This is a genomic window from Gordonia sp. DT101 (assembly GCF_049844895.1).
Taxonomy (GTDB): Bacteria; Actinomycetota; Actinomycetes; order Mycobacteriales; family Mycobacteriaceae; genus Gordonia.
In genome coordinates, this window is the sequence record NZ_JBNCLX010000006.1 from 129,493 (window position 1) to 152,944 (window position 23,452).

Sequence of the window (23,452 nt, forward strand, 5' to 3'; positions counted from 1 at the left end):
GGTTCGCGGGTGGCGATTCTCGACAGGTACCTCCACCCGCAGATGAGTGCGCAGCGAACCATCCCGCTGGTGTTGTGGCCGATCACCATCATGATGATCTTCCACCGCTCGGTGATCCTCGGCGTCAACGGCGACCGCACCGACGATTTCAAGCCCGTCTACCAGGCGGCGCTGCAGTTCCTGAATCGTCAACCGGTCTACGGCGAGAACCTCAACACCGTCGATCCGCACTACCTGTACCCGCCGTCGGGAACCCTGCTGATGGCCCCGATGGCCATCATCGATCCCGAGCGCGCACGCTGGCTGTTCATCGCGCTGAGCGTCATCGCGCTCGTCGCCAGTGCCTACCTGCTCGCCAAACTCTTCGGATACTCCGCGCGGTCGTGGGTCGTGCCGGTGGTCCTGTTCTTCTTCTTCAGTACCGAGACCGTCGCGCACACACTGATCTTCACGAACTTCAATTCCTTTGTCCTGCTGGGCATGCTCGCCTTCATGTTGTTGATGATGCGGCGCCGAGATCTCTGGGCCGGAGTCCCGATCGGGCTCACGATCGCGGTGAAACCCGTGTTGTTGCCGCTGCTGCTGCTGCCGTTGCTCAACCGGCAGTGGCGGGTCCTGGTCACTGCCATCGGGATTCCGGTGATCCTGACCGTGGTGGCCTGGCCGCTCGTGGTCGATCCGAAGGAATTCATCACCCGGACGATGCCGTATCTCAACGAGGCCCGGGACTACTACAACAGCTCGATCGCCGGCAACGGCGCCTACTTCGGGGTGGCGGACTGGCTGATCATCCTGCTCCGCGTCGCGTTCTTGGCCATGGCGGTGTTCGCCCTCTGGTTCCTCTACCGGTACTACCGGCGCACCGACGAACTGCTGTGGCTCACCACGTCGTCGGGGGTGCTGCTGGTGACCACCTTCCTGGTGGGCGCACTGGGCCAGGGCTATTACTCGATGCTGCTGTTCCCGCTGCTGATGACCGTCTTCCTGACCGGCTCGACGATGCGCAACTGGCCGGCATGGCTGGGCGTGTACGGCTGCATGAGTTTCGACTCGTTCTACTCCGTGCGGTGGGAGGCCTTCGGCCGACAGCTGGAGTTCAACAAGGTCACCTGGGGCTGGTCGTTGCTGATGATCGCGGTCTTCTGCTCGCTGCTGTTCCGGTACCTCGACATGCGTCGCGCCGGCGTCACGTCGCTCGACGACGGTGCCGGTGCCGGTGCCGGTGCCGACACTGCGGTCCCGGTGCCGCCTGCGCTGTCCGGCGACGGTGGCGAGGGCCGGGGCGCAGTGGCTACCGTGGAGAAATGACCTCGAACCCTCCTGCCGATTCCGACGCTGCCGAGATCACCGACGAGCAGTGGCGGGAACGGCTGACCCCTGCGGAGTATCGCGTCCTGCGGCAGGCAGGCACCGAGGCACCGTTCACCGGCGAGTACACCGACACCACGACCCTCGGCGTGTACCGCTGCCGCGCCTGCGACGCCGAGTTGTTCCGAAGTGAGCAGAAGTTCGAGTCGCATTGCGGGTGGCCGTCGTTCTTCTCCCCACTTGCCGGGGAGTCCGTCATCGAACGCGTCGACACCACACTGGGCATGCGCCGCGTGGAAGTGCTGTGTGCCAACTGCGGCAGCCATCTGGGGCACGTCTTCGAAGGCGAGGGCTACGACACCCCGACCGATCTCCGGTACTGCATCAACTCGATCAGCCTCACGCTCGAGCCCGCCGAGGACTGAGAGCGATGTCGATACATCTCCGCACTCCGTTCGATGGCTACTCGATCAGCAGAACCACACCGCCGATCGAGTAGCCGGAGGTATATCGAGACCACGCAATACTCAGGGCAAAAATACTCAGGGCAATGCGTCGATGAGCGCGGTCGGTTCGACCCGCGGGCCGGTGAAGAACGGGGTCTCCTCACGTACGTGCAGACGCGCCTCGGTGGCGCGCAGGTCACGCATGAGGTCGACGATCCGATGCAACTCGGGCGCCTCGAACGCAAGCAACCACTCATAGTCGCCGAGCGCGAACGACGACACGGTGTTGGCCCGGACGTCTTTGTAGGCACGGGCGGCCATGCCGTGGTCGGCGAGCATCTTGCGGCGTTCCTCGTCGGGCAGCAGGTACCACTCGTAGGACCGGACGAACGGGTAGACGCAGATGTAGTTGCCGGGCTCCTCGCCGGCCAGGAACGCCGGAATGTGACTCTTGTTGAACTCGGCCGGACGGTGCAATGCGACGTTGCTCCACACCGCATCGCAGGCCTTCCCGAGGATCGTCTCTCGACGGAACCGCGCATACGCCGCCTGCAGTTGCTCGACCTCCTCGGCATGCCACCAGATCATGAAGTCGGCATCGGCGCGCAGGCCCGAGACGTCGTACACGCCGCGGACCACCACCCCGGAGTCCTCCAGCGACTTGACGAAGTCCGTGGCGTCGGCCTTCGCCTGATCGCGGTCGGTCCCGAGCTCGCCGGGCCGGACCGCGAAGACCGAGAACATCAGATAACGAACGGTGGAATTGAGGTCTGCATAGTCCAAGCGGCTCATGAGTTCATGGTGCCACCGGACGAATCCATCCGGCCAGCCAGGTACGGCCGGTCGAGGTCGGCTCGGTCAGGTGAGATCCGCGAGCAGGTCGGTAACCGCACGCCCGGCCTGGCCGATACAGGCGGGCACGCCGACCCCGGCGTAGGCAGAGCCCGCGAAAGTGAGGCGGGCGGGCCGCGACGCCAGCACGTCGGCCATGGCCGCGAGGTGTCCCGGGCGATAGACCGGCAACCCGTTCGTCCAGTGCTGCACGAACGCATCGGTCACGCGTGCCGACGGCGCCGGGACCCCCGCCGCCCGACAGACCTCGTCGAGATCCTCGAGAGCCTCGTCACGTATCCGGGTGTCGACTCCTCCTTCGATGCAGTCGTCGGGTACCGAAGCGCCGAACCTGCCGAAGGATGCCCGCACAGATACCGGACGGTCGTCGCCCGACAGATGCGGCCACTTCTGCGAGCTGAACGTGAAGGCCTTGGCGCGCAAGCTGTCTCCGGTGGCAACCAGCACCCCGGAATGGTCCGGCAGCGGCGTGCCCGGCGCGAGCGCGATGGACACCACCACCGATGAGGCGCGCTCGACGGCGATCAGCGGAGCGGCGAGGTCCGGCAGCGAGCGGCGCAGGATGTGACCGGCGAGCCAGGCCGGGGTCGCCAGCACGACCCCGTCGTAGTCGGTGGCCCGGTCACCGAGGTCGAGGGTCCAGCCGTCAGACCGTGGCGTCGCTCCTCTCACGAACGAGCAGAACTGCGGCTCGATCCCGGCGGCGTCGACCAGGGTGTCGAGCAGTACGGAGTAACCGCCGGTCAGCGTCCCGAACACCGGGCCGGAGCCCGTCGCCGGGGAGGTCAGATCGGCGACCGCCGCCGACAGACTCGGTGCGCCGGCATCCAGGCGGGCCGCCAGGGCCGGGATCGACTCGCGCACGCCGATGTCGCCCGCCAGACTCGAGTAGACGCCACCCAGCATGGGGTCGACGCTGCGCGCGACGACCGACGGGCCGAAGCGGTCCGCCACCAGCTCCCCCACCGTCGGCGCGCTGTCCGCATTCCAGCCGAGGGCCCGCTCCGGTTCGGCCCGAATTCGGTCCAGATCGGCCGGATCAGCCAGTCCGGCAACGGCTTCCGCGTCGACGGGGATACCCATCAGAGCCGGCGTGGGCATCGGGTGCAGCCGCCCCCCGGCCCAGACGGCGGGCCGACGCGGTGTCGGCGAGACGACCCGATCGGACAGTCCCAGTTCGGTGATCAGTGCCAGCGCCTCGGGCCGGCGCACGATGAACGCCTCGGCCCCCACGTCGACGTGTTGACCACCGACCTCCAGGGTCCGCAGATCGCCGCCGAGTCGCTCGCCCGCTTCCAACAGATCGATCTGCGCGTGGTGGCCGAGTGCCCGGCGCAGCCGGTATGCGGCGGTGAGTCCGGAGATCCCGCCGCCGACTACCGCGACCCGGGTCATCAGATGGTGTGGATCAGCTCGACGGCCCGGGTCAGCACCTCGGGGTCGGTGTCGGGCAGCACACCGTGGCCGAGATTGACGATGTGCCCGGTCGCGCCCGCGCGGACCGCCCGCTCGCCGTCGGCGATCACCCGGCGTACCTCACGGTCGACCACGTCGGGTCCGGCGAACAGGAGCGTCGGGTCGAGGTTGCCCTGGACGGCCTTTCCGGGTCCGACGCGGCGCACCGCCTCGTCGAGGGGCACCCGCCAGTCGACCCCGATCACGTCGGCGCCCGCGTCGGCCATCGCGGCCAGCAGTTCGCCGGTACCGACGCCGAAGTGGATGCGGGGCACACCATAGTCGGCGACCTCGGCGAAGACACGCGCACTGTGCGGCGCCACGTAGGTCTGGTAGTCGGCGAGCGACAACATGCCGGCCCAGGAGTCGAACAGCTGGACGGCATCGACGCCCGCGTCGAGCTGGACGCGCAGGAATGCGATGGTGATGTCGGCGAGCCGGCCCATCAGGGCATGCCACGTCTCGGGTTCACCGTGCATCAGGGCCTTGGTCCGCGCATAGTTCCGGCTCGGTCCGCCCTCGATCAGATACGACGCCAGCGTGAACGGCGCGCCGGCGAAACCGATCAGCGCCGCGGCCTCGGGCAGTTCGTCGAGGAGCAGCTCGATCGCGCCCGCGATCGCGCCAACGGATTCGGGCTCCAGTCGCGGCAGCGCCGTGACATCGGCGGCCGTCCGGATCGGTTGCGCGATCACCGGGCCGGTACCGGCCACGATGTCGAGGTCGATGCCCGCTGCCTTCAACGGCACCACGATGTCGGAGAACAGGATCGCGGCATCCACGTCGTGCCTGCGCACGGGCTGCATGGTGATCTCGCAGACCAGTGCCGGATCGAAGCACGACTCGAGCATGCCGTGGTCGGCCCGGATGGCGCGGTACTCCGGTAGGGATCTTCCCGCCTGGCGCATGAACCACACCGGTCGGCGGCTGGGTGTCTCGCCGGTGGCCGCGGCGACCATCGGACGATGGTGCGCACGACGGGCCTGGGATCGCGTTGTCTCGGACATCACTGCCTACTCTGCCATGTGTCGGCGCGCCTCCGACGACGGTGGGGTGGCCCGCCCTACCGTCGAACGGTGACCTCTTCTGGAGCTCCGACGGAGCCTGCTGACTTCCGCACCGCGGTCGAGTCATTGCACGCCGCGCGGATCCGGCCGGAAATCGAGGTCGGTCCGATCCGCCCACCGCAACGGTTGGCCCCCTACAGCTACGCGGTGGGTGCCGAGGTCCGGCCCGGTACCGACGATCCCGACGAGATCCCGGTCGACTCGACCGGCAGTTCCTTCGGGCGTCTGATCCTCCTCTACGACCCGGCAGGCCAGGACGCCTGGAACGGGACGATGCGCCTGGTCGCCTACATCCAGGCCGAGGTGGAGGCGGCGCTCGCGATGGACCCGCTCCTGCCGGAGGTGGCCTGGAGTTGGCTGTCCGATGCCCTCGGCGTGCCGCCGGGCGAGACCGCCACCACCGAGGCGTCGTCGCCGGAACGTGTCGTCGACGTGACCGCACTAGGCGGCACCGTCACGTCGACGACGTCGGTGCGCTATGGCGACATCGCCGGGCCGCCACGGGCACATCAGCTCGAACTGCGCGCCTCGTGGACCGCGACCGGCCTCGACCTCGGTGCGCACCTCGAGGCGTTCTGCGACGCCCTGGCCGCGGCCGCCGGGCTGCCACCGGCAGGCGTCACCGAACTGGGTTCGGTCTGAGTCGCCACGGATTCGGCCATGACCACCGGTGACGATCAGCCCGCGGGCCCACCACCGGGTGAGTCCGACGACACGTCCGCGGGTGAACCTGCCGGACCGCCCACGACGCCGCTCCTGAACCCTGTCGACGGCGTCCCCGCAGTGCTGACCACGCCGTCGGAGTTCGCCGAGGCGGCCGCGCTGATCACGGCCGCCGACGGGCCGATCGCGGTCGATACCGAACGGGCGTCGGGCTACCGCTACTCCCAGCGGGCCTATCTGGTGCAGATCCGGCGACTCGGCGCAGGCTCATTTCTTCTCGACCCGATCGAACACCCGGACGCGCTCGCACCTGTCATCGCCGCGCTCGACGGCCCGGAATGGGTCCTACACGCCGCCGACCAGGACCTGCCGTGTCTGCGTGAACTCGGTTTCGTCTGCCGGGAGCTCTACGACACCGAGCTGGCCGGGCGTCTGCTCGGCCTGGCCAAGGTGAATCTGGCGGCCATGGTGGCCGAGTTCCTCGGGCTCGGCCTGGTCAAGGGTCACGGCGCCGCCGACTGGTCGCGACGCCCGCTTCCCGACGACTGGCTCAACTACGCCGCACTCGACGTCGAGGTACTGGTGGAATTGCGCGACGCGATGGACGCCGCACTCGTCGAGGCCGGCAAGTCGGACTGGGCCCGCGAGGAGTTCCGTGCCGTTCTCGAACGTCCGGCGCCGCCACCGCGGACCGACCGGTGGCGCAAGACATCCAACATTCACACCATCAAGAACACCCGCACCCTGGCCGCGGTCCGGGAATTGTGGGCCGCCCGCGAAGAACTCGCGCAGCGCCGAGATGTCGCCCCTGGACGAATTCTGCCGGACTCGGCGATCGTCACCGCGGCCAACGCCGACCCGACCACGCAGTCCGAACTCACCCGGCTGCCGGTGTTCGGCGGCCCCCGGCAGCGCCGGCAGGCACACATCTGGCTGGCGGCGCTGCAGCGGGCCCGCGAACTGCCGGACAACGAACTGCCGTCCCGCAAGTCACCATCGGTCGGTCTGCCACCGGTGAACCGATGGGATCAGCGCAATCCGGAGGCAGCCGCCCGTGCCGCAATGGTTCGACCTCTGGTCCGCGACATCGCCGAAGCGCACGACCTACCGGTCGAGAATCTGCTCGCCCCCGACACGGTTCGCCAACTGTGTTGGGACGGTGTCGATCTGCCCGCAACTGCGGAGGCCGTCGACCACCGCCTGGCCGCGCTCGGCGCCCGGCAGTGGCAACGGGACCTGTGCGCGGCGACCATCGCCGAAGGGCTCAACGACGTCACCGTCGACCCGACGGACTGACTCCGACCACATGGCTCAGGCGTCGGGGTCGACGCTCCGACTCGACGGTTCGACATTCGCGTTCTCGGCGTGTTCCGTGTGGTCACCGAGGTCGGCCGTGTCGTCCATGCCCGGAACAGCTTGCATACCGGCCACCGTTGCGGTGATGGTGCGCGCGAGATCCTGTGCGGTGAGGCCGAATTCGGCGAGCAACTCCCCGCGCGACGCATGCGTGACGAAGTCCTGCGGTATCCCTCGGTGCTGCACCGGAACCGCGACGTCGGCCATCGAGAGCGCATCGCTGACCGCCGACCCGACGCCACCGCGCACACCGCTGTCCTCCAGCGTGACGACCAGCCGATGCCGCGCCGCGAGAGCGGGTATCGACGCCGGAACCGGCAACACCCACCGCGGGTCGACCACGGTCGCGTCGATGCCCTGCTGCCCCAACCGTTGTGCCGTGTCGATCGCGAGCCCGCAGAACGCACCGACCGCGACGATCAGCACATCGCCGGACGCGTCGCCCACCCCCGGTGCGGCCCGGTACAGCACGTCGAGGCCGTCGTCGAGACGCTCGACCGCCCGGATATCTTCCGGCACAGCACCCTTCGAGAACCGCAACGCGGTGGGGCCATCGGTGACGGCCAGCGCCTCGTCGAACTCCTCACGCAGACGCACGGCGTCACGGGGCGCTGCCACGCGCAGACCGGGGACGAGTGACATCAGCGACAGATCCCACATGCCGTGATGGCTGGGACCGTCGGGTCCGGTGATGCCCGACCTGTCGAGAACCAGCGTGACCGGCAGCCGCAGCAGCGCCACATCCATCAGTAGCTGGTCGAACGCGCGGTTGAGGAACGTGGAGTAGATCGCGACCACCGGATGCAACCCGCCCAGCGCCAATCCGGCAGCCGAGGTCATCGCGTGTTGCTCGGCAATCCCGACGTCGAACATGCGGTCCGGGAATTTCTCGCCGAACGGCGTCAACCCGGTGGGCCCGGGCATGGCCGCGGTGATGGCGACGACGTCGTCGCGGTGCGCGCCGGCCTCGACCAGGGCGGCCGAGAACACCGAGGTCCAGTCCTGCGGCGACACGCTGGTGGCGCGGCCGGTCCGCGGATCGATGATGCCTGTCGAGTGCATCTGGTCGGCCTCGTGGTTCTCCGCCGGCGCATAGCCCATCCCCTTACGGGTGACGGTGTGCACGATCACCGGGCCGCCGAAGGCCTTCGCATGACCCAATGCCGACTCCAACGCCCCGATGTCGTGCCCGTCGACCGGACCGACGTACTTCAGTCCGAGATCGGTGAACATCGCCTGCGGCGCTATCAGATCCTTCAACCCGCTCTTCATGCCGTGCAGGACGGCGTAGGCCGGCGGACCGACGACGGGCAACTGCTTGACCACCTTGCGGCTCTCGTCCAGAAAGCGCTCGTAACCCGGTTGCAGACGCAGCCCCGACAGATGCCGCGCCAGCCCGCCGATCGTCGGGGCGTAGGAGCGCCCGTTGTCGTTGACGACGATGACGAGAGGCCGGTCACCACCGGCGATATTGTTCAGGGCCTCCCAGCACATGCCGCCGGTGAGCGCGCCGTCGCCCACCACCGCGACCACGGTGCGCGTGTCCTGCCCGGTGAGTTCGAAGGATTTCGCGAGCCCGTCGGCGTAGGACAGCGCCGCCGATGCATGCGAGGACTCCACCCAGTCGTGCTCGCTCTCGGCCCGGTCCTGATAGCCGGTCAGTCCGTCTTTCTGCCGCAGGGTGTCGAACCCATCCATGCGGCCGGTGACGATTTTGTGGACGTAGCTCTGGTGACCGGTGTCGAAGATGATCGGATCGGTCGGCGAGTCGAAGACGCGGTGCAACGCGAGCGTCAGCTCCACCACTCCGAGATTCGGGCCGAGGTGGCCACCGGTGGCCGAGACCTTCTCGATGAGGAATTCCCGAACCTCCCCGGCGAGAGCGATCATCTCTTCCGACGACAGCGTCCGCAGGTCGGCCGGCGAACCGATCGTGTCCAGCACGCCCATCGAATCCTCCATCACAATTCCACGGTCCGGCTCATGAGCGCACCGGGGCTGTCGGCGCGATCGGCATACCGGGCCCTACGGCACACACGGTCATGTTCTCAACAGTCTACGGACCCGACCATCGGCTCCTCGCCCCGCAAGGCGGCGCCTGCGCGACGACTCCGTCACACCCCGCGATGGGCGGGCACCAGGCAGGCGATGGCCTCCACGTGGTGTGTCAGCGGAAATGCATCGAACGAGCGGATCGCCCGAGGCCGGTAGCCGTGTTCGGCGAAGAGCGCCAGATCACGGGCGAAGCGCCCGACATCGCAGCCCACATGGACGATCACGGCCGGATCTGCGTCGGCGACGACGTCGATCACGGTCGGCCCGGCGCCGGTGCGCGGTGGATCGAGGACCACCAGATCGGGCGCCGGCAGACCGGCCGCCACACCGGCCACCTCGCCACGGTGAAGGGTGACGCGGTCGTCGTCGGCGAACGTCTGCTCGGCGGCAGACAGGGCGGCCGGATCGGACTCGACCACATGAACGGAACCGAGGGCGTCGAGTACATCGTTCCGGGCGTCGAGCATCGCCGCCGCGAAGACGCCGGCGCCGCCGTAGAGATCCCACGCGACGAGCGGATCGGGCCGGGCCGGGAGTTCCGCGTCGGCGAGCAGTTCGATCACGGTGCGCGCATACGCCGATGGCGCCGCCCGGTGAGCCTGCCAGAACGCGGCGACCGGGATCTGCCAGATCCGGTCCCCGACGCGATGGGCGGCGACGGGATCACCGTCGACGACCCGGTGAGCGCGGGGGGCGTCGCGGCCCCGGCGCGCCGATTGTGTGCGCCCCCGCGCGCCGGGACGGCGCCCGCGGACGCGCGCCCGGGGCGGCGCGAGTTCGGTGATATGGCGACGGCCTGCCATGTCGGCCACCACCGCGACATCCGCACCTGGAGTGAAGGAGTACGCACCGAGTCCGTCGACCATCCCGGGTTCCGGTGCGGCACAGGAATGATCTGTGATGATCGACGAACCGTGAAACGCGTGCATCCCGGCGCGCCCCTCGGCGTCGACACCGAGTCGGGTGCGTACCCGCCAGTGGGTGCCGTCGTCCCCGAGTGCGAGGACCTCGCCCGCGCCGACGCCTTCGAGATCGGCTGCCGAGAACCCGCCGATCCGGGCCAGCGCATCGAGGACGACCTGCCCTTTCAGATCCCGTGCGTGCGTGAGGTCGACGAAACCGAGGTCACAACACCCGGCCCCGTGACGGGCGGCGTCGCACAGCGGATCGATCCGGTGCACCGACGGTTCCAGGACCTCGATCACGTCCCCGCGCAGGAAGCTCTCCCGCCGGTCGTCGGTGACCCGCACGCGGACCACCTCGCCGGGGATGGCCCCACGAACGAACACGACGCGCCCGTCCACGCGGCCGACGGACTCACCGCCGTTCGCCGGGCGGTCGGGCCGGACGATCAGTTCGGCACCCACACCGCCGGCGCCGGATTCGTTCACGGCTGATCCGAGTCGCCACCGAGGGCGCGACGGGTGTCACCGGGAGCCGAGTATGCGAGGTCGCGGTTCTTGAGGCGATCCGACGACGTCAGCTGCCACGGGACGGAAGTGACCATCACCCCGGGCTCGAAGAGCAGACGTCCCTTGAGACGCAGGGCCGATTGATTGTGGAGGATCTGCTCCCACCAGTGCCCCACCACGTACTCGGGGATGAACACGGTGATGACGTCCCGAGGGGATTCGCGCCGGACCCGGCGGACGTATTCGATGACCGGGCGGGTGATCTCGCGGTACGGGGAGGCGATCACCTTGAGCGGCACGGTGATGTTGCTCGCCTCCCACTGCGACACCAGCTTGCGGGTGTCGCGATCGTCGACGTTCACCGTGATCGCCTCGAGGACGTCGGGCCGGGTGGCGCGGGCGTAGAGAACCGCACGCTTCGTGGCCAGGTGCAGCGTCGATACCAGCACGATCGAATGAGTCCTGCTGGGCAGTACCGGTTCGTCTTCCTCGAGTTCGAGTTCGCGTTGCACGGTCGCGTAGTGCCGGTGGATCAGCTTCATGATCACGAAGAGGGCCACCATCGCCAATATCGCGATCCACGCGCCCGCACGGAATTTCGTGATCAGCACCACCACCAGGACGGTGGCCGTCATCACCAGGCCGATCGAGTTGATCACGCGCGACTGCATCATCCGCCGCCGGGCCCGCGGGTCGGTCTCGGTGCGCAGATGACGCGTCCAATGCCGCACCATGCCGGTCTGGCTGAGGGTGAACGACACGAACACACCGACGATGTAGAGCTGGATCAGCGAGGTGACCTGGGCGCCGAATGCCACCACGAAGATGATGGCCGCCAGCGCCAGGAACAGGATCCCGTTGCTGAACGCGAGGCGATCGCCACGGGTGTGCAGCTGCCGCGGCAGGAAACGGTCCTGCGCGAGCACCGAGCCGAGCACCGGGAACCCGTTGAACGCGGTGTTCGCGGCCAGCAACAGGATGAGGGCGGTGGCCGTCGCGACGAAGTAAAAGCCGGGCGTGAAGGAATGGAAGACGGCGTGGGCGAGCTGGGCGATCATCGCCTTCTGCTGGTATCCCTCGGGGGCGCCGATCAGGTCGGTGGCCGGGTTCATCACATATTTCGCGCCGATGCGCTGGGCGAGCAGGACGATACCGAGCAGCAATGTGATGGAAAACGCACCGAGCAGGAACAGGGTGGACGCCGCGTTGCGGGACTTCGGCTTGCGGAAGGCCGGCACTCCGTTGCTGATGGCCTCCACACCGGTGAGCGCCGCACAACCCGACGAGAACGCCCGCGCGATCAGGAAGACGAAGGCGATCGCGGTCAGGTGATCTTGCTCGGGACGGATGCCGAAATCTGCGGCCTCCGACCGGACCGGCTCGTCCAGGATGTACAGCTCGGTGAATCCCCAGATGAGCATGACGAGAACACCGATGATGAACGCATACGTCGGGATGGCGAGCACCGAGCCCGACTCCTTGATCCCGCGCAGGTTCACGGCGGCCATCAGGACGATCGCGGCGACGCAGAACCACACCCGATGCTGGGACACGAAGGGGATCGCCGAGCCGATGTTCTCCGCTGCCGACGAGATCGACACCGCGACCGTGAGGACGTAGTCGACCAGCAGCGCACTGCCGACCGTCAGACCCGCATTGGGGCCCAGGTTGACCGTGGCCACCTCGTAGTCGCCGCCGCCGGACGGATACGCGTGGACGTTCTGCCGATAGCTGGCCACGACGACGACCATCACCACGGCGACGGCCAGGGCGACCCACGGTGTGAAGGCCAGTGCACTCAGACCCGCGACGGACAGGACGAGGAAGATCTCCTGCGGCGCGTAGGCCACCGACGACATCGCGTCGGAGGCGAACACGGGAAGCGCGATGCGCTTGGGCAACAGGGTGTGACCCAGTTTGTCGCTACGGAACGGGCGGCCGAGCAGCAGACGTTTTGTCGCCACGGACGCCTTGGACACGGTGGACACCAGGCAACACTAGAGCGTGTAGTAGACAAAGGCCACAAGGGCCCACGGGCCCGGGCCACAAGGGCCCACGGGCCCGGGCCACAAGGGCCCACGGGCCCGGGCCACAAGGGCCCACGGGCCCGGGCCACAAGGAGCAAACGACCCGGTGTCGGAGGTCTCGCGCGCCGGTCCACCCGTGCGGGTAGGTTCGATGCGTCCAGCGCGTACCGCGCCGGGCACAGACTCGGGCACAAACGCCGTGGAGAGGATGGACGTGCAGGTAGTCATCATGGGTTGCGGGCGCGTGGGGTCGGCGCTGGCGATGGCGATGCAGAAGCGCGGCCACACCGTGTCGGTCATCGATCGCGATCATTCGGCCTTCGTCCGGCTCAGTCCCGATTTCCGCGGCACCACCGTGATCGGCGTCGGCTTCGACCGGGATGTCCTGACACGGGCAGGGATCGAGACCGCCGACGCATTTGCCGCGGTCTCCTCGGGCGACAACTCCAACATCATCGCGGCACGTGTCGCCCGCGAGACATTCGGCGTGGAGCGCGTCGTGGCACGCATCTACGACGCCAAGCGGGCCGAGGTCTACGAACGACTCGGCATCCCGACCGTCGCAACCGTGCCGTGGACGACCGAACGCTTCGTCTCGGCCCTCGGGGAGACCTCGACGACCACTGCGTGGCGGGATCCGTCGGGATCACTCGCCATCGCCCAGCTCGACATCGACGAAACGTGGATCGGGGTGACCGTCGGGAAGTTCCAGGAGGAGACCGGCGCCCGGATCGCCTTCCTCACCCGGCTCGGCCGTCCGATTCTCCCGGAGATGAAAACTGTTCTCCAACAAGAAGATGTCATCTACGCAGCCACACTGACCGACAATCTCGTCAATGCCCGCGCAACCGCGCGGGCACCGTACACCGCAACTGACTGAGGGTGAGAGAGAACACACGATGAAGGTCGCCATCGCCGGTGCCGGCGCAGTCGGGCGCTCGATCGCCCGCGAGCTCCTGCTCAATTCGCACGAGGTCACCCTCTTCGAGCGCAACCCTTCCCACATCGATCGTGAGTCGGTGCGGGAGGCGACATGGGTGCAGGCCGACGCCTGCGAACTGAGCAATCTCGAGCAGGCATCGCTGCAGACGTTCGACGTGATGGTCGCGGCGACCGGCGACGACAAGGCCAATCTCGTCGTGAGCCTGCTCGCGAAAACCGAATTCGCGGTCAATCGGGTGGTGGCCCGGGTCAACGATCCGCGCAACGAATGGCTGTTCGGCGACGACTGGGGTGTCGACGTGGCGGTCTCGACGCCACGCATTCTCGCATCCCTGGTCGAAGAGGCGGTCTCGGTCGGCGATCTGGTCCGCCTGATGACATTCCGGCAGGGACAGGCCAACCTCGTCGAGCTCACCCTGCCTCCAAACACCCCGTTGGCCGGCAAGCCGGTGCGGAAACTGGCACTCCCCCGGGATGTGGCACTGGTCACCATCCTGCGCGGCGGTCGGGTGATCGTGCCCCAGAGCGACGACGCCATCGAGGGCGGCGACGAGCTCGTCTTCATCGCACCCGCCGAAGCCGAGCCCGAACTGCACCAGGCGATGCAGATCCACTGAGGGGGCAGATCCACTGAGGGGGCAGATCCACTGAGGGGGCAGATCCACTGAGGGGGCAGATCCACTGAGGGGGCGACCCGCCGAGGGGGCGACCCGCCGAGCCGCGACCGGCGGGCCTTCGGTACTCAGTGGTGCTGGACGTCAGCAGAGCTGGATGTCAGCGAAGCGGGTTGTCCGCGACCCCCGCAGCGGCATCCCGGTCCGGTCCGGCCGCATCGTCGGAGATCTCCATCTGTTCCTCTTCACCAGTCGCACGCCGGACGAGTAAAACGGTGGCCAGCACCGCGAGCGCGGTCAGCGGCCAGCCCATGGAGATGCGCGCGACAGCGAGCCATCCGGTACTGCCGTGATCGTAGAGTTCGGACTGGGTGAGGTATCGGGCGAGGAACACCAGCGCCCAGAACGCGGTGGCGATGTCGTAGGCGACCAAGGTCTTTCGATGTTTGCGCCACGCCATGCCATCGCCGCTGATCAGGTTCCAGGCGACGCCGACCAACGGCCATCGGACCACGATCGACGCCACGAAGGCCACGGCGTACGCGAGCGTGGTCCAGATGCCGAAAAGGAAGTAGCCCTTGGCGTCTCCGACCTTGTGCGCGATGAACACGCAGATCGCGACACCGATCAGGCCCGAGATGGCCGGGTTGAGGGGCTCGCGGCGGACGAGACGCACGCCGAAGATCGTGACGGCGACGACGAGGGCCGCGATCATCGCGGCCGTCAGGCCCCACACCGCATTGACGGGGACGAAGACGACGATCGGCACCGTCGAGTAGATCAGCCCGGAGACCCCGCCCATCTGCTCGAGAATCGTCGGAGCGGGCGTTGAGTCGTGATCGGTGGATTCGTCGACACGGTCCGGTCGGCCGTCGACGCCGGCCGCGTCATCGGCGGGTCCGCCGGCCGACGGATCATTCGTCGTCTGAGCCATAGAGTTCGTAGTACGGGTTGTAGATCACCTTGGTGCCGTCGTGTTCGGCCAGCCGACCCCGTACGGTCAACTTCCGGCCGGGTTCGATCCCTGGGATCCGGTTCCGGCCGAGCCACTTGAGTACGACGGTGTCGGAACCGTCGAAGAACTCCGCCTTCACCCCGACCTTCGCGGATCGCGAACAGGTCTCCACCGCTCGCAGCTCACCGTGCATCGTGACCTCATCGCCACGACAACACTCCGCGGCGCGTTGCGCACCCGTGGCACGCGACTCCTCCGCGATCTGTACGGCGTCGGCATCTCCGAGATCTTCGGTCAATCGGCGCGTCAACCGTTTGAGATAACCGGTGGTGGCCATCACACCCTCCTGGGTGACTTGTTGCGAGGCGAAGTGGGCTGGGCTGAAACCCTGCTCGCACTCGCCAGCGTAATCCTCTTCTTGCTCCCTGTTCAACGTCGGGCATGATCATGACATGCCCGATACAGCAGGGTCCGATCGGAGGGTGCCGACAACGATCGTGGCCATGCCCGGTACGGGCTCCGACGCCGACTACGTGCACCGCGCGTTCGGACCCGCCGCCGATGAGATCGGTCTCACACTGATAGCGCTCGAACCGTCGAAAAACCTGGTCGACGGGCATCTCCGCAGTCTCGACGAACTCGCCGACGATGCCGGTCCACTCATCGTCGGCGGTGTGTCCATCGGTGCCGCCATCGCGCTCTCCTGGGCCCTGCACAGCCCGTGCGCCGGGGTGTGGGCGGCGCTGCCGGCCTGGACCGGCGACCCCGCCGCCGCGCCCGCCGCGTGGAGCGCCCGCGCGACAGCCGGCGCGCTCGCGGCAGACGGCCTCGAACCGACCATCGTCGCGATGGCCGCCTCGAGTCCCGATTGGCTCGCGGCCGAACTGAGTCGTTCATGGCGGGCACTGCATCCCGGTCTCGCCGATCAGCTGACCGAGGCTGCCGGGTTCCATTCCCCCGACCTCTCGAAGATCGCCACTCTCACCGCGCCGTTGGCGATCACCACGGCCGTCGACGACCCCGTCCATCCCGGTGAGGTCGGCCGGGAATGGGCGGCCGCGGCACCGAGGTCCGCGTTGACCGAGGTGACCCTCGCGGACTGGGGGAACAACCCTGCAGTTCTCGGGTTCGGTTGCGCGCGAGGGTGGCTCGATATCTGCTGAGACGGTCGACTACCGATTCAGCCGCGCCGGTTGCGACGGAAGCGCTGCATCGCCGACCCGGATGAGCGCGGCATCTGCTCGTCGTCCTCCACCACTGGCTGTTCGATCGGCGCGGGTTCCTCCATCGCCGGCGGCACCGCGTCGTCACTGATGACGGTGGCCGAAGCGACCTGTTCCAGCGCTCCGCCGGGCACCGACGCCTCGGCGGAATCTGCCGGTGCGCCCGCGTCATCGCCCGCCGTCTGATCGTCGAGCATCTGCTGCTGCGCTGCCGCGACCTGCTCCGCGAGGACCGGGGGCAACACGATCGGCAGCGCGTCCCGCGGCGGATGCGGTTCGTCACCGCGGCGCACCACGGACTCGGCCAGGACCGCCCGAGCGAGCCTGCCGAGCTCGTCGGCGGTCTCGTCGGGCCCGCTTGCGATGCAACGCACCATCCATCGCGGGCCGTCCACGCCGATGAAACGATGAGCCGCGCCGGGGACGGTGGCGATGATCTCGCGTCCCCAGTGGCCGTCCTCGATCGCCACCTGCGCACCTTCGTCACGCAGCGAGGCAGCGAGCTCGGTCACCACCTCACGCCACAGTCCCGGTGACTTCGGTGCGGCGAACGCACCCACGCTGATCCGCCCGTGCGGCGTCACCAGGTAGACGGCCTCGGGCTCGTGCTCGGCGGACATCTCCACCGTGACCTGACCACCTTCGACCACCGGCACGAGCACCGAACCCAAGTCGAGGTGCGAGTTCTCGAGCTCCTCGGCGGGAGTGTCGAGGGCCTCGATGTCGTACGGGCCCTCGGCCGAGCCGATCCGCAACTCGCCCTGCTCATCTCGTGCCATGTCGTGTACTCCTCGGGAAGTGTTCGCTCGTCGGGTGCATCGCCGGTCGGATCACGGACCAGAATCCCCGTCGATCTCCGGAACAGCATCTGCGAGCACCGCATGACCACCGCTGGAGCCGTATCCCCCGGCACCGCGACTCGTGTCGTCGAGCTCGTCGACCTCGACCAGCTCCGGCAGTTCGACGCGCTGGACGAGCAATTGGGCGATCCGGTCCCCGCGTGCGATCGAGATCGGCTCGTCGGGGTCGAGATTGATCAGACAGACCTTGATCTCCCCGCGGTATCCGGCGTCGATCGTGCCCGGCGAATTGACGATCGACAGCCCGGCACGTGCGGCCAGGCCGGACCTGGGATGGACAAGTCCGACGGTACCGAGGGGCAGAGCCACGGCGAGGCCGGTGCCGACCAGCTGGCGGCGACCCGGCGGCAGCTCGAGGTCGATCGTCGAACACAGGTCGACACCCGCGTCGCCGGGATGTGCGCGGGTGGGCAATGGAATGTCCGGATCGAGTCGGCGGACCCGCAGCGCCCCGATCAGGTCGGGTCGGCCAGATGCCGCAGTGGAGGATTTCGGCGTCACGAGGGCAGACTACGCTGGTCGCGTGACTCCTCCAGCATCACCTGAGAATCCGGCCGATTCGCCGTCCGGCGACGATCATCCCGGGCTCCCCGGCGACGCAGACCGATCGGCGGGAGAAGGCAACTCGGGGTCGGACCGCTTCCATGAACGCCTCCACGTGCCGTGGTGGTGGTGGGTGGCCGCAGCGGTCGTGACGGGGGTGCTCGGCTACGAGATCCAGCTGTCGGCGCACCGCGCGACGTGGAGCGTGGCGGGCTACGTGGTGGTCGGATTGCTGTGCGCGTGGATGCTGTGGTCGCTGGGCCGCGCATCGGTCCGGGTGACCCCGGATCGTGAACTGCATGCCGGCCGCGCCCGGCTGCCGCGGGCGGTCATCGCTCGCGGGGCGACCGTCCCCGCGACCGCGAAGAGTGCAGCACTGGGTCGCCAGCTCGACCCGGCCGCATTCCTCATGCACAAGGCTTGGGTCAAGACGATGGTGCTGCTGGTGCTCGACGATCCCGATGACCCGACACCGTATTGGCTCGTGTCGACCCGGAATCCGTCGGCGCTGCTCGCCGCTCTCGACCTACCCGACGCGGCAGCGGAGGCGGGTATCGCCGACTGAGCGTGGAGGCGGGGTCTGCATCGACGACCCGCCTCCCTCATCGGTTCGTCAGGCGCAGTCCACGCAGATCATCGAACTGCCGTTCTCGCGGGCGAGTCGGCTGCGGTGGTAGACGAGAAAGCAGCTCGTGCAAGTGAACTCATCGGCCTGCTTGGGGATCACCCGGACCGACAATTCCTCGCCCGACAGATCCGCACCGGGCAGCTCGAACGATTCGGCGGTGTCGCTCTCGTCGACATCGACGGCCGAGGACTGGGCTTCGCTTCGTCGCGCTTTCAACTCCTCGAGGGAATCCTCGCTGACGTCCTCGGTCTCTGTGCGTCGTGGCGCATCGTAATCAGTAGCCATTGTGTGCCTTACCTATTTGAGAGAGTGTGAGGGGCGCTCTCGGATGTCGGCTTGTGACCGAACAAACCTAGGTGCGCGAGCCCGCCGGGATTGTCTTGCCGGCGGCGTCTCTACAACGTCGTGACCGGTGCAATTCGTTACCCAGAACCCTGCGGATCGGCGTGATCTTCATCACATTCAATCCACGTGCCCCCCGCTGTTTGGAGGGGCGGGCGCCCGAAGCTTAGTCCACCGACGTGGCTCGGTCAACGATCACCTCGGGCGGATCATTCCCCGGCGCGTCGATGCGCACGGCGCGGCGGCGCCGGACCCGCGCTCCAACGCGACGGGCAGGGCGCCCTGTACAGGCGTTATTCCACAGTGCGGCCTGCCTGCGTCGCGCGCCGACGACCACCGTTTACAGTGGGCGCCAAGGTCGCGCGTCGGAGAAGGAGCCAGTTCACGGTGGTGTCGCAGCTAACATCGGGGTCCTCGGTCGACGCGAAGGGTCGGCCGTTTCGTCGACGCCGAATGCGTCCGGCGATCATCGTCGCGGTCGTGTTGCTGGTTGCAGGTCTGATCACCTGGGCGGTCGCGCTAGCCGATTCAGGTCCGGTCGCGGTGCCGACCAACTGCAACCAGCCGATGCCGGCACCCGCTCAACCCTCGGCCGCGGCCGCTCCGGATCCCGGGCTGCCCGCACCATCGCAGGCGCCCGCCACGGTCGCCCCGGCCAACCGCGACGAGATGCTGGCGGCGACGCCGGCCGCCTTGTCGACGTTCCAGGTCCGGGTGCTCAACGCGTCGTCGCAGCGCGGCGCGGCGCGGTCGGTGTCCGACGACCTGACCGCCCAGGGTTTCAATCCGGTTCCCGACAACCCGTATGGCGACGACACCGTCTACACCAACCAGGACCTGTCCTGCTACGCGCAGATCCGATTCGGTCCGGCAGGCAAGGCGAGCGCCGCCGCGGTCTGGCTGGCACTCCCCTGTGCCCAGCTGGTCGACGACGGGCGCCAGGGCACCGGGGTCGATGTCGCGCTCGGCAAGTACTACGAGGGCCGCGAGCAATCGCAGGATGCACAGGCCGCCCTCGAGGCGCTGCGATCGGCCGATCCCAAGGACCCGCGCACCGGCGCGGACCCGACGTTGGTCAAGGCCGTACATTCGGCGTCCTGCTGACACCTTCGTGCTGCCACCGTCGTGCTGAGGCCCTCCTGCCGGCCGGCCCGGCCGGCGGCGAGATCTAGGCCGACGGCATCAGGTTGCGGGCCCCGAGGCCGTCGAGCAGCCGCAGGAAGTCGTCCGCGATGCCAGGCGCCACCGCGATCGTCGGATGGCCGTCACCCGAACGCGAGTCCGGGGGCGGCGTGGACACCTGCGCGCCCGCCTCGGCGGCGATCAGCCCACCGGCGGCCCAGTCCCACGGACTCAGCCCGTGTTCGAAATGCGCGTCCACCGCACCGCTCGCCACCATGCACAGATCGAGTGCTGCAGCACCGACACGGCGGATGTCCCGCACCCGCGGAAGCAGTTCCGCGATGATCGCCCCCTGCGTGGCGCGACGGCCGGCGTCGTAGGAGAACCCGGTGGCCACCAGAGCCAGATCCAGACGACCGATCGGGTTGCAGGAGAGCTTGATCCGCCCGTCACCGGCATCCACATGGGCGCCGCCGCCGAGTGCGGCCGAGTACGTGACGGCGCGAGCCACATCGACCACCGCACCGGCGACCGACCGACCGTCCACCTGGGCCGCGACGGAGACCGCGTAAGCCGGGATGCCGTACATGAAGTTCACCGTGCCGTCGATCGGATCGACCACCCACCGCACTCCGGAGGGCACGTCCACGGTTCCACCGGCCTCCTCGCCGAGGATCTCGTCCCCCGGGCGCCGGGACCGGAGCTCCGAGCGGATCAGCTGCTCGGTCTCGGTATCGGCGAGGGTCACCGGATCGGTCGGGGTCGACTTGGTGCTGACGGGTGCCGCATCCGCGTCCGGGGTGTCCGCATCCGTGCGCACCGCATCGGGATCGTGGCCCGGTCCCGGACCGAACAGCTCCGGGCGGCGTCGTCGCACATGGTCGGCCGCACGCTGCGCCACATCAATCGCGACGCGCTCGAGGACCTCTGGCCCGGAATGATCCGTCACGTCCCTATGTGAGCACACCGCGGCGTGATCTGCCCACAGGGGCTCGGTCCTGACCATCGCGTCCTACACGGCGGCCGTGCAGTGGGTGACGACTTTGCATCGACCTCGCGCACGGTGTGCTCGGGCTGGATAGCCTTGAGGCCGCGCAAGTTCCCATTGGGTGGATCAGAGAGGACTCCGACATGACCGACGCCGAGGTAGCGAGCACCGCCCACCCGGGAGCCAATCTCGGATTCGGAGTCGACGTCGGCGGTTCCGGGATCAAGGGCGGGATCGTCGACCTCGACACCGGACTGCTCGTCGGCGACCGATTCAAGGTGCTGACCCCGCAACCCTCCACCCCCGATGCCGTCGCCGGCGGCGTCGCAGAAGTGGTCGACCACTTCGATTGGACCGGACCGGTCGGGCTCACGCTGCCCGGCGTCATCACCGACGGCACCATGCGCACCGCCGCCAACATCGACAAGGGCTGGATCGGCACGGACGTCTATGAGCTGTTCAGTTCCGCGTTGTCGGGCAGGACCGTCTCCGTGCTCAACGACGCCGACGCGGCCGGGATGGCCGAGGACCGCCACGGCGGCGGCGCAGGCGTCGACGGGGTGGTCATGCTGCTCACCCTGGGCACCGGCATCGGCACCGCCATCCTCATCAACGGCACCCTGGTCCCGAACACGGAGCTCGGCCACATGATCATCGACGGCAAGGAGGCCGAGCACCGGGCGTCGTCGAAGGTCAAGGAGGACAAGGGCTGGACCTACGAGAAGTGGGCGCACAAGCTCTCGCATGTCCTCGAGGCATACGAGGCACTGCTCTGGCCGAAGCTCTTCATCGTCGGGGGCGGGATCAGCCGCAAGTCCGACAAATGGATCCCGCACCTGACCAACAAGACGCCCGTGGTTCCGGCCACCCTGCTCAACACCGCGGGTATCGTGGGTGCGGCGATGGCCGTCGATGCCGGCCTTCGCACCTAGTCCGGTTGTGGACCGTCGGCACCGTCCCGACAACTCACTGACCTGGTCTTTGTCACATCCGGCGGGGCGATGTCGTTACAATGGTCCTCACCGGTGATCACGCACCGAGAAATCAAGCCCTGATCCGCGTCGGCGCATGCCGCCGTGAGAGATTCACGATAGTCAGTTCCGAAAGGTTGTACGTGGCAGCCACCCAGACCCGCCAGGCCGACGTCGACGATTCGACAGACGCGACGACCGCCACGGAGAACGCGCCGGCCAAGCGACCCGCAAAGAAAGCGGCCAAGAAGGCGCCCGCTCGCAAGGCAACCGCCAAGAAGGCGGCAAAGAAGGCCCCTGCGAAGCGCGGAGCCAAGAAGGCCACCACACCGTCGGATGCCGACGGTGTCGAGTCGACCGAGGACGTCGAAGACTCCGGCACGATCGACGACATCGACGCCCCCGACGGCGAGATCGACGAGGATGTCGAGATCGACGACATCGCCGCCGACGACGATGACGATGACGACTCGCCCGACAGCGAGGACGCCGAGACCGATGACGCCGAAGAGACCGTGGTGGTCCCGGCAGCAGCAGGCGCAGCCAAGCCTGCCGCGGCCAAGAGCAAACAGGTCCCGGAGGAGAAAGAACGGACGGCAGGCGACTTCGTCTGGGACGAGGACGAGTCAGAAGCGCTCCGTCAGGCGCGCAAGGATGCCGAGCTCACCGCATCGGCCGACTCCGTCCGCGCCTATCTCAAGCAGATCGGCAAGGTCGCCCTCCTCAACGCCGAAGAGGAGGTCGAGCTCGCCAAGCGCATCGAGGCAGGCCTCTTCGCCACCGAGCGACTGCGTCGACTCGTCGATTCCGGTGACAAGATCAGCACCGCGTCCAAGCGTGATCTGAACTGGATCTCGCGGGACGGCAACCGCGCCAAGAACCATCTGCTCGAGGCGAACCTGCGACTGGTGGTCTCCCTGGCCAAGCGGTACACCGGCCGCGGGATGGCGTTCCTGGACCTGATCCAGGAGGGCAACCTCGGTCTGATCCGCGCCGTCGAGAAGTTCGACTACACCAAGGGCTACAAGTTCTCCACGTATGCCACCTGGTGGATCCGACAGGCGATCACCCGCGCGATGGCCGATCAGGCACGCACGATCCGCATCCCGGTCCACATGGTCGAGGTCATCAACAAGCTCGGCCGCATCCAGCGTGAGCTGCTCCAGGATCTGGGCCGCGAGCCCACTCCCGAAGAGCTCGCCAAGGAGATGGACATCACGCCGGAGAAGGTGCTGGAGATCCAGCAGTATGCGCGTGAGCCGATCTCGTTGGATCAGACCATCGGCGACGAGGGTGACAGCCAGCTCGGCGACTTCATCGAGGATTCCGAGGCCGTCGTCGCGGTCGACGCGGTGAGCTTCACCCTGCTGCAGGATCAGCTCCAGTCGGTGCTCGAGACGCTCTCCGAGCGCGAGGCCGGCGTGGTCCGCCTGCGCTTCGGTCTGACCGACGGTCAGCCGCGCACCCTCGACGAGATCGGGCAGGTGTACGGCGTCACCCGCGAGCGTATCCGCCAGATCGAGTCGAAGACGATGTCGAAACTGCGGCACCCGTCACGTTCCCAGGTGCTGCGCGACTACCTGGACTAGGCGCCCGACCGCCGCAATCCTGTTTCTGCCGCCG

At 68.0% G+C, this 23,452-nt stretch carries 23 protein-coding genes; 11 read left to right on the plus strand and 12 right to left on the minus strand.

Features of this window, described 5'->3' with window-relative positions; all coding sequences use genetic code 11:
- The first annotated feature begins 9 nt into the window (after positions 1 to 9).
- Entirely contained in the window at positions 10 to 1,308 is a 1,299-nt protein-coding gene (locus tag ACLQ3I_RS19935) for a glycosyltransferase family 87 protein (protein WP_425804190.1), read from the plus strand.
- A complete protein-coding gene (gene msrB, locus ACLQ3I_RS19940; RefSeq protein WP_425804192.1) occupies positions 1,305 to 1,733 on the plus strand; it encodes a peptide-methionine (R)-S-oxide reductase MsrB in 429 nt (142 codons plus the stop codon). The genes ACLQ3I_RS19935 and msrB overlap by 4 nt, the downstream gene beginning before the upstream one ends.
- Before the next feature lie 117 nt (positions 1,734 to 1,850).
- Here msrB and hemQ read toward each other — a convergent pair whose 3' ends face one another.
- The 3 genes from hemQ to hemE all read right to left on the minus strand — a co-directional run bounded on the left by hemQ (position 1,851) and on the right by hemE (position 5,068).
- The gene (hemQ, locus tag ACLQ3I_RS19945) at positions 1,851 to 2,546 is read right to left on the minus strand and encodes a hydrogen peroxide-dependent heme synthase (RefSeq protein WP_425793846.1); all 696 of its coding nucleotides are present in this window, start codon (positions 2,544 to 2,546) and stop codon (positions 1,851 to 1,853) included.
- 66 nt (positions 2,547 to 2,612) lie between these two features.
- Entirely contained in the window at positions 2,613 to 4,001 is a 1,389-nt protein-coding gene (locus ACLQ3I_RS19950; RefSeq protein ID WP_425804194.1) for an FAD-dependent oxidoreductase, read from the minus strand.
- Positions 4,001 to 5,068: a uroporphyrinogen decarboxylase gene (hemE, locus tag ACLQ3I_RS19955; RefSeq protein WP_425793844.1), complete on the minus strand. Its 1,068-nt coding sequence runs from the start codon at positions 5,066 to 5,068 to the stop codon at positions 4,001 to 4,003. Before hemE ends, ACLQ3I_RS19950 begins: the two co-directional genes overlap by 1 nt.
- Positions 5,069 to 5,137: 69 nt before the next feature.
- Here hemE and ACLQ3I_RS19960 point away from each other — a divergent pair, with 69 nt between their 5' ends.
- Together ACLQ3I_RS19960 and ACLQ3I_RS19965 are read left to right on the plus strand one after the other, a co-directional pair.
- Positions 5,138 to 5,770, plus strand: a complete 633-nt coding sequence (locus ACLQ3I_RS19960; protein WP_425793843.1) for a DUF3000 domain-containing protein — start codon at positions 5,138 to 5,140, stop codon at positions 5,768 to 5,770.
- A gap of 18 nt (positions 5,771 to 5,788) precedes the next feature.
- Positions 5,789 to 7,087, plus strand: a complete 1,299-nt coding sequence (locus tag ACLQ3I_RS19965) for an HRDC domain-containing protein (protein ID WP_425793842.1) — start codon at positions 5,789 to 5,791, stop codon at positions 7,085 to 7,087.
- Between the two features lie 15 nt (positions 7,088 to 7,102).
- Here the strand turns inward: ACLQ3I_RS19965 and dxs are convergent, their stop codons facing one another.
- The 3 genes from dxs to ACLQ3I_RS19980 form a co-directional block, all read right to left on the minus strand.
- Positions 7,103 to 9,097 carry a 1-deoxy-D-xylulose-5-phosphate synthase gene (dxs, locus tag ACLQ3I_RS19970; RefSeq protein ID WP_425804439.1) on the minus strand — a complete coding sequence of 665 codons (1,995 nt, stop codon included), beginning with the start codon at positions 9,095 to 9,097 and terminating at the stop codon, positions 7,103 to 7,105.
- A gap of 164 nt (positions 9,098 to 9,261) precedes the next feature.
- Positions 9,262 to 10,593 carry a class I SAM-dependent RNA methyltransferase gene (locus tag ACLQ3I_RS19975; RefSeq protein WP_425804196.1) on the minus strand — a complete coding sequence of 444 codons (1,332 nt, stop codon included), beginning with the start codon at positions 10,591 to 10,593 and terminating at the stop codon, positions 9,262 to 9,264.
- Positions 10,590 to 12,602 (minus strand): APC family permease, encoded by a 2,013-nt coding sequence (locus tag ACLQ3I_RS19980; RefSeq protein WP_425804199.1) that lies wholly within the window; start codon positions 12,600 to 12,602, stop codon positions 10,590 to 10,592. Before ACLQ3I_RS19980 ends, ACLQ3I_RS19975 begins: the two co-directional genes overlap by 4 nt.
- A gap of 253 nt (positions 12,603 to 12,855) precedes the next feature.
- On the opposite strand from ACLQ3I_RS19980, the gene ACLQ3I_RS19985 reads away from it, so the two are divergent.
- Together ACLQ3I_RS19985 and ACLQ3I_RS19990 are read left to right on the plus strand one after the other, a co-directional pair.
- A complete protein-coding gene (locus ACLQ3I_RS19985; protein WP_425794014.1) occupies positions 12,856 to 13,521 on the plus strand; it encodes a potassium channel family protein in 666 nt (221 codons plus the stop codon).
- Between the two features lie 19 nt (positions 13,522 to 13,540).
- Complete coding sequence (locus tag ACLQ3I_RS19990; protein WP_425793840.1) at positions 13,541 to 14,200, plus strand: potassium channel family protein; 660 nt, start codon at positions 13,541 to 13,543, stop codon at positions 14,198 to 14,200.
- 157 nt (positions 14,201 to 14,357) lie between these two features.
- On the opposite strand, the gene ACLQ3I_RS19995 is transcribed toward ACLQ3I_RS19990, so the two are convergent.
- Positions 14,358 to 15,131: a DUF3159 domain-containing protein gene (locus ACLQ3I_RS19995; protein ID WP_425804201.1), complete on the minus strand. Its 774-nt coding sequence runs from the start codon at positions 15,129 to 15,131 to the stop codon at positions 14,358 to 14,360.
- Positions 15,112 to 15,489 carry an OB-fold nucleic acid binding domain-containing protein gene (locus ACLQ3I_RS20000; RefSeq protein WP_164308364.1) on the minus strand — a complete coding sequence of 126 codons (378 nt, stop codon included), beginning with the start codon at positions 15,487 to 15,489 and terminating at the stop codon, positions 15,112 to 15,114. The genes ACLQ3I_RS19995 and ACLQ3I_RS20000 overlap by 20 nt, the downstream gene beginning before the upstream one ends.
- Positions 15,490 to 15,604: 115 nt before the next feature.
- On the opposite strand from ACLQ3I_RS20000, the gene ACLQ3I_RS20005 reads away from it, so the two are divergent.
- Positions 15,605 to 16,315 (plus strand): alpha/beta hydrolase, encoded by a 711-nt coding sequence (locus tag ACLQ3I_RS20005; protein WP_425804204.1) that lies wholly within the window; start codon positions 15,605 to 15,607, stop codon positions 16,313 to 16,315.
- A gap of 17 nt (positions 16,316 to 16,332) precedes the next feature.
- On the opposite strand, the gene ACLQ3I_RS20010 is transcribed toward ACLQ3I_RS20005, so the two are convergent.
- Both ACLQ3I_RS20010 and dut read right to left on the minus strand, forming a co-directional pair.
- Positions 16,333 to 17,154, minus strand: a complete 822-nt coding sequence (locus ACLQ3I_RS20010; RefSeq protein WP_425804207.1) for a DUF3710 domain-containing protein — start codon at positions 17,152 to 17,154, stop codon at positions 16,333 to 16,335.
- A gap of 51 nt (positions 17,155 to 17,205) precedes the next feature.
- Positions 17,206 to 17,736 (minus strand): dUTP diphosphatase, encoded by a 531-nt coding sequence (gene dut / locus ACLQ3I_RS20015; RefSeq protein WP_425793835.1) that lies wholly within the window; start codon positions 17,734 to 17,736, stop codon positions 17,206 to 17,208.
- Between the two features lie 22 nt (positions 17,737 to 17,758).
- Here dut and ACLQ3I_RS20020 point away from each other — a divergent pair, with 22 nt between their 5' ends.
- The gene (locus ACLQ3I_RS20020; RefSeq protein WP_425804209.1) at positions 17,759 to 18,343 is read left to right on the plus strand and encodes a DUF3093 domain-containing protein; all 585 of its coding nucleotides are present in this window, start codon (positions 17,759 to 17,761) and stop codon (positions 18,341 to 18,343) included.
- 48 nt (positions 18,344 to 18,391) lie between these two features.
- Here ACLQ3I_RS20020 and ACLQ3I_RS20025 read toward each other — a convergent pair whose 3' ends face one another.
- On the minus strand, positions 18,392 to 18,691 hold the full coding sequence (locus tag ACLQ3I_RS20025) for a DUF4193 domain-containing protein (RefSeq protein ID WP_425793833.1): 300 nt from the start codon (positions 18,689 to 18,691) through the stop codon (positions 18,392 to 18,394).
- 444 nt (positions 18,692 to 19,135) lie between these two features.
- On the opposite strand from ACLQ3I_RS20025, the gene cei reads away from it, so the two are divergent.
- Positions 19,136 to 19,852 (plus strand): envelope integrity protein Cei, encoded by a 717-nt coding sequence (cei, locus tag ACLQ3I_RS20030; RefSeq protein WP_425793832.1) that lies wholly within the window; start codon positions 19,136 to 19,138, stop codon positions 19,850 to 19,852.
- 64 nt (positions 19,853 to 19,916) lie between these two features.
- Here cei and ACLQ3I_RS20035 read toward each other — a convergent pair whose 3' ends face one another.
- Positions 19,917 to 20,819, minus strand: coding sequence for an inositol monophosphatase family protein (locus tag ACLQ3I_RS20035; protein WP_425804211.1), 903 nt, complete (start codon positions 20,817 to 20,819; stop codon positions 19,917 to 19,919).
- Between the two features lie 182 nt (positions 20,820 to 21,001).
- On the opposite strand from ACLQ3I_RS20035, the gene ppgK reads away from it, so the two are divergent.
- A complete protein-coding gene (gene ppgK, locus ACLQ3I_RS20040; protein WP_425804213.1) occupies positions 21,002 to 21,790 on the plus strand; it encodes a polyphosphate--glucose phosphotransferase in 789 nt (262 codons plus the stop codon).
- A gap of 182 nt (positions 21,791 to 21,972) precedes the next feature.
- Positions 21,973 to 23,418, plus strand: coding sequence for an RNA polymerase sigma factor (locus tag ACLQ3I_RS20045; RefSeq protein WP_425804215.1), 1,446 nt, complete (start codon positions 21,973 to 21,975; stop codon positions 23,416 to 23,418).
- Positions 23,419 to 23,452 lie beyond the last annotated feature (34 nt).

Coding starts and splice junctions, on each gene's coding strand:
- msrB (WP_425804192.1), top strand. CDS start 1,305: ATGACCTCGAACCCTCCTGCCGATTCCGACGCTGCCGAGATCACCGAC.
- ACLQ3I_RS19995 (WP_425804201.1), bottom strand. CDS start 15,131: ATGGCTCAGACGACGAATGATCCGTCGGCCGGCGGACCCGCCGATGAC.
- ACLQ3I_RS20025 (WP_425793833.1), bottom strand. CDS start 18,691: ATGGCTACTGATTACGATGCGCCACGACGCACAGAGACCGAGGACGTC.
- hemQ (WP_425793846.1), bottom strand. CDS start 2,546: ATGAGCCGCTTGGACTATGCAGACCTCAATTCCACCGTTCGTTATCTG.
- ACLQ3I_RS20010 (WP_425804207.1), bottom strand. CDS start 17,154: ATGGCACGAGATGAGCAGGGCGAGTTGCGGATCGGCTCGGCCGAGGGC.
- ACLQ3I_RS19990 (WP_425793840.1), top strand. CDS start 13,541: ATGAAGGTCGCCATCGCCGGTGCCGGCGCAGTCGGGCGCTCGATCGCC.
- ACLQ3I_RS20005 (WP_425804204.1), top strand. CDS start 15,605: ATGCCCGATACAGCAGGGTCCGATCGGAGGGTGCCGACAACGATCGTG.
- ACLQ3I_RS19950 (WP_425804194.1), bottom strand. CDS start 4,001: ATGACCCGGGTCGCGGTAGTCGGCGGCGGGATCTCCGGACTCACCGCC.
- ppgK (WP_425804213.1), top strand. CDS start 21,002: ATGACCGACGCCGAGGTAGCGAGCACCGCCCACCCGGGAGCCAATCTC.
- dxs (WP_425804439.1), bottom strand. CDS start 9,097: ATGGGCGTGCTGGACACGATCGGTTCGCCGGCCGACCTGCGGACGCTG.
- ACLQ3I_RS19965 (WP_425793842.1), top strand. CDS start 5,789: ATGACCACCGGTGACGATCAGCCCGCGGGCCCACCACCGGGTGAGTCC.
- hemE (WP_425793844.1), bottom strand. CDS start 5,068: ATGTCCGAGACAACGCGATCCCAGGCCCGTCGTGCGCACCATCGTCCG.
- ACLQ3I_RS20000 (WP_164308364.1), bottom strand. CDS start 15,489: ATGGCCACCACCGGTTATCTCAAACGGTTGACGCGCCGATTGACCGAA.